The 7,762-nt window shown below is 59.8% G+C and carries 5 protein-coding genes and 1 pseudogene; 5 read left to right on the top strand and 1 reads right to left on the bottom strand.

Annotation, left to right across the window (positions count from 1 at the left end; all coding sequences use genetic code 11):
* Positions 1–1,448, bottom strand: a 1,448-nt coding sequence (locus EN750_RS10495; RefSeq protein WP_145967541.1) for a GGDEF and EAL domain-containing protein, incomplete at its 3' end; no start/stop codon positions are given.
* Between the two features lie 332 nt (positions 1,449–1,780).
* On the opposite strand from EN750_RS10495, the gene EN750_RS10490 reads away from it, so the two are divergent.
* The 5 genes and pseudogenes from EN750_RS10490 to EN750_RS10470 form a co-directional block, all read left to right on the top strand.
* Positions 1,781–2,968, top strand: coding sequence for a glycine C-acetyltransferase (locus EN750_RS10490; RefSeq protein WP_127396376.1), 1,188 nt, complete (start codon positions 1,781–1,783; stop codon positions 2,966–2,968).
* A gap of 51 nt (positions 2,969–3,019) precedes the next feature.
* Complete coding sequence (gene tdh / locus EN750_RS10485; protein WP_063169264.1) at positions 3,020–4,054, top strand: L-threonine 3-dehydrogenase; 1,035 nt, start codon at positions 3,020–3,022, stop codon at positions 4,052–4,054.
* A gap of 714 nt (positions 4,055–4,768) precedes the next feature.
* Positions 4,769–4,937 (top strand): annotated as a pseudogene (locus tag EN750_RS40610) (transposase); the annotation flags it as partial.
* An 812-nt stretch (positions 4,938–5,749) separates the two neighbouring features.
* Positions 5,750–6,436 carry a response regulator transcription factor gene (locus EN750_RS10475; protein WP_024505585.1) on the top strand — a complete coding sequence of 229 codons (687 nt, stop codon included), beginning with the start codon at positions 5,750–5,752 and terminating at the stop codon, positions 6,434–6,436.
* 71 nt (positions 6,437–6,507) lie between these two features.
* On the top strand, positions 6,508–7,762 hold a 1,255-nt coding region (locus EN750_RS10470), incomplete at its 3' end, for a type II and III secretion system protein family protein (protein ID WP_245482668.1).

The raw sequence follows: 7,762 nt of genomic DNA, 5'->3' as shown, positions 1-7,762 counted from the left end.
GGCATGAAGCCGCATTTCTCGGCGACCGGAATGAATTCACCGGGCGGGATCATGCCGCGCTCCGCATGGTTCCAGCGCACCAGCGCCTCGATGCCGCTGATCGTGCCGTGGGTCAGTGAGACCTGCGGCTGGAAATAGACCTGGAACGCCCGCTCGGCGATGGCGACCTTGATGTCGTGCTCGAGCTGCTTGCGATAGTCGAGTTCGCGGCGCAGCTCCTCGGAAAAGAAGGAGAAGTTGCCGCCGCCAAGCTTCTTGGCGGAGTAAAGCGCCAGATCGGCGTGGACCAGCAAATCCCCGGCATTGTCGGCGTCGATCGGATAGACAGCGATGCCGGCGCTGGCGCCTGGGAGAATGGTCGTGCCCTGGAAGACGATCGGCTCGTTGATATGTGCCAGGATGCGTCGCGCCAGCATATTGATGTCTTCGGTGCCGCCGGCGCCGCCGAGGATCATGACGAACTCGTCGCCGCCCAGGCGCACGCACAGATCCGACGCCCGGCAGGAATCGCGCATGCGCTGTGCCGTCACGACCAGCACATAGTCACCGGCGGCGTGGCCGAGCGTATCGTTGATCTGCTTGAACCGGTCGAGATCGAGCTGGACGACGGCAAGGCGTTCGCGACGCCGGTGCGTGCCCTTGATCAGCGTGTCGAAATGATCGGTCAGGAACGTGCGGTTGTGCAGGCCGGTAAGGCCGTCATGCACCGCGATGAAGGCCATGGAATTGCGCGCGTCGATCAGTTCATGCGTCTTGCGCAGGATGGCGTTCGACATCGGCCTGAAGATGAAGAGCGCCACCAGTATGATGACGCCGATTGTGGCGTAGAACAAAGTGCGGTGGAGTGCGAGCAGCTTCTCGGAGCGGTCGTCGGCGTCGGCAGTGATGCGCTGGCCAAGCGCGGCGTAGCCCGACAAGGTCGCATTGGCGACGGAGGCGTCGAGATTGACGCGTTCGTCGCCGCCCTTGTAACCGCCATTGCCGCTGAATTGCGATTCATAGGCCGAGATCAGGCGTTCGCCATTGGCGATCAGCCCGACCGAGAAATAGTCGAGGTGGAAGGGCTTGGCGAAAAGGACGCTTTCGATTGACTTCGGGTCAAGCTTGGCCGGCGATTGCGGATCGGCTCCTGTCTGATCGAGCAGCAGGTCGTAGTTGGTCTCGAACTCCGCCGTTGCCTGCTTGAGCGCGCTGACCAGCGCCGGTTGCTTGTCGCGTGAGCCGGCGCCCGTTGCACCGGCAAGGAAGACGATGCGCTGCGACAGCGTCTTTTGTGTGCTGACGATGTCGAGCAAGGTGTGATTGTGCTGTTGGGTGGCCATCATCTGCTGCAGCAGGATGAAGGAGGCGATCACCATGGCCGCAATGATCAGCAGGGCCAGCCAATAACCGGCCTTGATCAGCAGTATGAGCTTGCCTGAAACGGTTTGCACCGGCTGCTGCGACATTTTCGGGGGCGGCCCTCTCGCCTACGGATTCTTGCGTAAAGATTCTTGTATGAGCACCATTGAACTGCAAACGTTAACAGGACCGGAAATCGAGGGCTGCCCGGCGAGGGGCGGCTGTCGAAAGATCGCGAAATGGTTATCGGCTCGTTTAGCGCCGTACCGGCATTTGAGCGGTCATCGGCCAGAACCCTTTGTCGCGGCGTCGTTTCCGCCGCCGCGCGATGATCGACATCGGGGCGGCATCGTGCTGCTTGCCACCGGTCCGGTCGTTTTTGCGATGGATTTTTCGCGCGGACGAGACGACAGTCAGCCCACATCAAACGAGGCCGACCATGACCGCAGCATTCCTCTCCCACATCGACAGCGAGCTCGCGGGGCTCAAATCGGCAGGCCTCTACAAGTCGGAGCGGGTGATCACTTCGACGCAGTCGGCCGAGATCGAGGTCGGCGGCGACAAGGTGCTGAATTTCTGTGCCAACAACTATCTCGGCCTCGCCGATAGCGCCGATTTGCGCAATGCTGCCAAGCAGGCGCTCGACCGCTATGGCTACGGCATGGCATCGGTGCGCTTTATCTGCGGCACCCAGGAAGAGCACAAGCAGCTCGAATCCACGATTTCCTCTTTCCTCGGCATGGAAGACACTATCCTTTACGGCTCCTGCTTCGATGCCAATGGCGGCCTGTTCGAGACGCTGCTGGGCGAGGAAGACGCCATTATCTCGGATGCCTTGAATCATGCCTCGATCATCGATGGCGTGCGGCTGTCGAAGGCCAAACGTTTCCGCTACGCCAACAACGACATGGCCGATCTCGAGGCGCGACTGAAGGAAGCCCGGGACTGCCGCTTCCGGTTGATCGCCACCGACGGCGTGTTTTCGATGGATGGCATCATCGCCAATCTCAGGGGTGTCTGCGACCTCGCCGAGAAATACGACGCCATGGTGATGGTCGACGACAGTCATGCCGTCGGCTTCGTTGGCCGGAATGGCCGCGGCTCGGCCGAACATTGCGGCGTCGAGGGCAGGGTCGACATCATCACCGGCACGCTCGGCAAGGCGCTTGGCGGGGCCTCCGGTGGCTACACCTCGGGCAAAGGCCAGATGGTCGACTGGCTGCGCCAGCGCTCACGGCCGTATCTCTTCTCCAACACGCTGATGCCGGCGATCGCCGGCGCTTCGATCAAGGTGTTCGAACTGATCAAGGACGGCGATGGGCTGCGCGACAAACTCTACGACAATGCAGCGCGCTTCCGGTCGCAGATGGGCAAGCTCGGCTTCACGCTGGCCGGAGCCGATCATCCGATCATACCGGTGATGCTGGGTGATGCCAGCCTGGCGCAGGAGATGGCCGCGCGCATGCTGAAGCGCGGCATTTATGTCATCGGCTTTTCCTTCCCGGTGGTGCCGAAAGGCCAAGCGCGCATCCGCACGCAGATGTCGGCGGCGCATTCCAGCGCGGATATCGATCGGGCAGTGGAAGCGTTTGCCGCCGTCGGGCGCGAACTCGGGGTCATTTCCTGAAGGCTGGAATCGAAAAGCGATTCCGGATCAAGAGATTCAAGGGACAAAAGCATGTCGAACATGATGAAGGCGCTGGTGAAGGCCAAGGCCGAACCGGGCATCTGGATGGAAGAGGTGCCGGTGCCGGAGATCGGCCCAAACGACGTGCTGATCAAGATCAAGAAGACGGCGATCTGCGGCACCGACGTGCACATCTACAATTGGGACCAGTGGGCGCAGAAGACGGTGCCGGTGCCGATGGTGACGGGCCATGAATTCGTCGGCACCGTTGCCGATTTCGGCGCAGCGGTCACCGAATACAAGGTCGGCCAGCGTGTATCGGGCGAAGGCCACATCGTCTGCGGCCATTGCCGCAACTGTCGCGCCGGGCGAGGGCATCTGTGCCGCAACACGCTCGGCGTCGGCGTCAACCGTCCCGGCGCTTTCGGCGAGTATCTGGCGATCCCGCAGCATAATGTCGTGCCGATCCCCGATGATGTGCCCGACGAGATCGCCGCGATCTTCGATCCGCTGGGCAATGCCGTTCACACCGCATTGTCATTTGATCTGGTCGGCGAGGATGTGCTGGTCACCGGCGCCGGGCCGATCGGCATCATGGGCGCGCTCGTCGCGCAATGCGTCGGCGCGCGCAAAGTGGTGATCACCGACATCAACCCGGTGCGGCTGGCGCTGGCCAAGAAACTTGGCGTCCAGCATGTCGTCGACGCCTCGAAGGAAAAGCTGCGCGACGTCATGCCGGTGCTCGGCATGACCGAGGGGTTCGACGTCGGGCTCGAAATGTCAGGCGCCGCCCCCGCTTTCCGCGACATGATCGACACCATGAACAATGGCGGCAAGATCGCCATTCTGGGCATCGCGCCGACCGGCTTCGAGATCGACTGGAACAAGGTCATCTTCAAGATGCTGCATCTCAAAGGCATCTACGGCCGCGAGATGTTCGAAACCTGGTACAAGATGATCGCGCTTGTGCAGGGTCCGCTGGATGTCTCCGGCCTGATCACCCACCGCATCGGCATCGACGATTTTCAGATCGGTTTCGATGCGATGAAGAGCGGCAGTTCCGGCAAGGTGGTGATGGACTGGTAGGGATTGCCTTGGCCGCTATTCAGGAAAAGCTGACGACAGCACCTCTGGTCCGCCGGACATTTTCCAACTAGGGGAACATGGCTGGGTGGAGAGCTATGGCTCCGCTACGTGCGCTCGCTAATCATACACGGCGACGTATCGCGGCCCACCCGGTGACGGTCGATGGGGCAATTCGCTTCAGTCGATGACGGAAACCCGGTGAACCGATGCTGAGGCCCCGACGCGATCGTCTATTTCCTATGATCTGCGATTGAGGTCGAGGTGTTGCCGCTTTCAGCGGGTAAAATGCGATAGACGACTTCCGGTACCCTTCCGGTCAGCGAAAAGGAAGGCAACGAGCCGCATTGCCTCAAGCAAAATGTTACCAATAGTGTCCTGTTCCAAAGGGGATGGACAGGTCGTGCCATTCCGGTTCGGGGGAAGGATGGCGCGGCTCAGCATGGCGACACGGTGAAGCGGCGATCGTGGAGCTTTATTGCGGCGTTGACAAGCGGCGCATTCTGGATGAGTTCGAGGCGGTAACCGGCTATTATTCGCAAGCGCGCGATCCGTCTTATGAACCGTCGTGAGCAGAGGCCGTCTGCGGGCAAGAGCCGCAGCCGCTGTTACGGCAGCGATGTCCGCGACGCGCTCATCGTGTTGTGGGAGGATTCGGAGCGGCTGGGTCCGCATCGACGCTCGCGGCGGCCAGCGCCGCCGGGCAGGAATGAGTTCGCAGTTCGCCGCTCGGTGCCAGCCCGCACCTTCGGCGATTGGAAAGATCCGCCGCCCGGCTTTGTTGAGCGCATTCGGGCACGTCTTCGTCAGGGAGCTTCGTGCAGACGATGGTGCTGACCGGATTGCCGCCGGCTGGACCGATTGCATTCCGCTCCGCACGCGCGACAGCGGCAATGTGATCATGGCGATCAAGCAGGCCCGCTCCCGGTTTCGCTGACCCTGTGCTGCTGTTTGCCGGCATCCGCCCGCACAGGAAGAGCTTGTAAAAGCGGTCGGTGCGGAAATCGAGGAGCCGTTGGTCGTCGATCTTCAGCCTGAACGCGGTCGTTTGCTGGTGCCGCAAATCGGCTGTTGCATGTACATCCCTGTCAGACGTCAGTTTTCCTCGCCTATTTTGGTGTCGAGCGCGAAGTGCTCCAACCAGATTGCAAGGCTTTTTGGAAATGAGAGCGGCTTTGCGCAGGGCGCTCCGTTGTTGAGCATTCAAGCTACCAAGCCAATGACGCGCAGGTTCCACCAGGCTCGCCAGCCTTGAAGGACAGCGAAAAAAGCAGAGCACGACAGACACAACAGTGCATCAGGACGCCGCAGTCGTTGAAGATGGTGCGCTGCATCCATACCGTGGATGCATTCGATCCAAATAATCGATTTGTTCAATCAGTTTCTCGAAAGCTAACCCTACCCTCTGTGGGAATCGGGCTCTGAGCCGCGACGCTGCCTTGCGAGCGCAGGGGCTGCACGTAGGAGAGATGATGCAACGAGAAATCGCACGCGGGTTGCTGGCCTCGTGGGTTCGCCGACCGGCGTATTTGAGCCCGTCAGTTGGTCCTCACCCGCGCCTATTGCCACCGAGCGACTTGCATGTCCCTCCGACTCGGACCAGTTCCGAGAGCTGCGACGAGTTGCGCGCCGTGTGCTCCGATCAGATGGCCGCCGGTGACGCGTTCGATGGGCCGTCCCTCTTCGAGAGGAGATGAAATGCGAACGCTGCTCGTGGATCATCATGCGGATCTTGCGCGCGCCATGCGACTTGCGCTCGGGGATGGCGGCTTCGTCGTTGATGTCGTTGGTACTCTGGAACTGGCTTCGAGTGCATTTTCTTGCGCCAGCTATGAAATTCTCCTGCTGGAATTGGCTCTGCCAGATGGCGATGGCTTGGGTTGGCTGAGGCAGTTGAGGACCCACGGGCATTCAGTTCCTGCCGTCATTATGAGCAGCCTTAACGATCTCGATAAGCGAATTGCGATCTTCAACGGTGGTGCGGACGACTTTCTGCTCAAACCCATCTCTACCGATGAGCTTATTGCCAGAATGAGAGCCATTCTGCGCCGGGCGACACAGATGACCGACCTGAGGCTCGTATTTGGCAATCTCGACTTTGATCCGGTCGCCCGCCAGGTTTTCGTTGATGGGCACCCAATGATGATCGCACGTCGCGAACTCTGTATTCTAGAGCACCTGCTTAACCGGGCAGGCCGCATCGTGCCCCGTGCGCAATTGGAAGATCACCTCTATTCATTCAACGACGACGTGTCTGCCAACGCGCTTGAAGTCGGAATTTATCGTTTACGGGGACATCTGACCAGATCAGGTGCAACGCCACGGATCAAGACCATCCGAGGCATTGGTTACATCCTAGAATTGACTGACGCCTCGTCCGCATAGTTTGTCGAATCGAAAGAAGATCTATTTTGCTGATCCTTCAACATCCTTGCCATGCGCTCAATTGGCGGGCGATCGCCAACAAGGTTACAAGACCTGCAGTTCCCCGTTACCTGGGCCATCTCCTCTGCGCGCTTATTGTGACTTTCCCACTTGGTGTCGCGGCGCAAAACAAGCAGGACAAAGGCCCGCCGCATGCGGCTTCGAATAGCATCAACGCCACGCTGACCCTTTCCTCTTCGCTCGGGGAGACCGTTCATCTGCCCGCGCCAGCCACGACCATCTTTGTTGCTGACCCCACGATCGCGGATTTTCAGGCGCCATCGAGCAAAACAATCTTCGTCTTTGGCAAGAAATCGGGGCGGACCAGCCTATTCGCCTTGGATGGCAATGGCGAGCCTCTCGCCGAATTGCGTATCGTTGTCACGCAACCGATCGGGGATTTACGCGCCATGTTGCGGGAGCAGGTCGGCGACTATCCCATCCGCGTCAACTATACGCCGCGCGGCGCAATCCTTAGCGGGACGGCGCCCGACGCAGAGGTCGCCGACACCGCAAAAAGAGTCACTGAGCAATATCTGGGCGACGGAGCGCAAGTCGTCAACAACATCAAGGTCGCTGGATCCCTGCAAGTTAACCTCAGCGTGCGCGTAGCCGAAGTCTCACGCAGCGCCATGAAGTCACTCGGCGTCAACTTGTCCGCCTTCGGTCAAATCGGCAATTTCAAAGTGGGCGTTCTAAGCGGAAGCGCTGCAAGCGCTGGGTCTGGTTCAACCCAGGGTGGCGGTACAGCAGAAATCGGATTCGACAACGGTGCCGTCAACGTCAGCGCGGTTCTCGACGCGCTCGCCAAGGAGCATATAGCTTCCGTCCTGGCTGAGCCGAACCTCACCGCTATGTCGGGTGAAAAGGCCAGCTTTCTCGCGGGCGGCGAATTTCCCATTCCTGTCCTGCAGGAAAACAGGCAGGTATCGGTTGAATTCCGTCACTTCGGCGTCAGTCTGGAATTTGTGCCGACAGTTCTCAGCAACAATCAAATCAACATTCACGTAACGCCCGAAGTCAGTGAACTGTCGACGCAAGGTGCCGTGCAAATCAACGGAATTTCCGTGCCGGCAGTTTCCACGCGCCGAGCCGATACGGTCGTCGAACTCGCCAGCGGCCAGAGCTTCGCAATCGGCGGTCTAATCAGGCGGAACGTCAACAATGATGTCAGGGCCTTTCCCTGGCTCGGAGAACTGCCGATCCTGGGACCGCTTTTTCGCTCGACCTCGTTTCAAAAAGAGGAGTCAGAACTGGTCATTCTAGTTACGCCTTACATTGTAAGAC

The sequence above is a fragment of the Mesorhizobium sp. M7A.F.Ca.ET.027.03.2.1 genome (genome assembly GCF_003999175.1).
GTDB lineage: Bacteria > Pseudomonadota > Alphaproteobacteria > Rhizobiales > Rhizobiaceae > Mesorhizobium.
The sequence above is the reverse complement of the archived record's forward strand: the minus strand, read 5'-3'. Positions and strand labels throughout refer to the sequence as shown.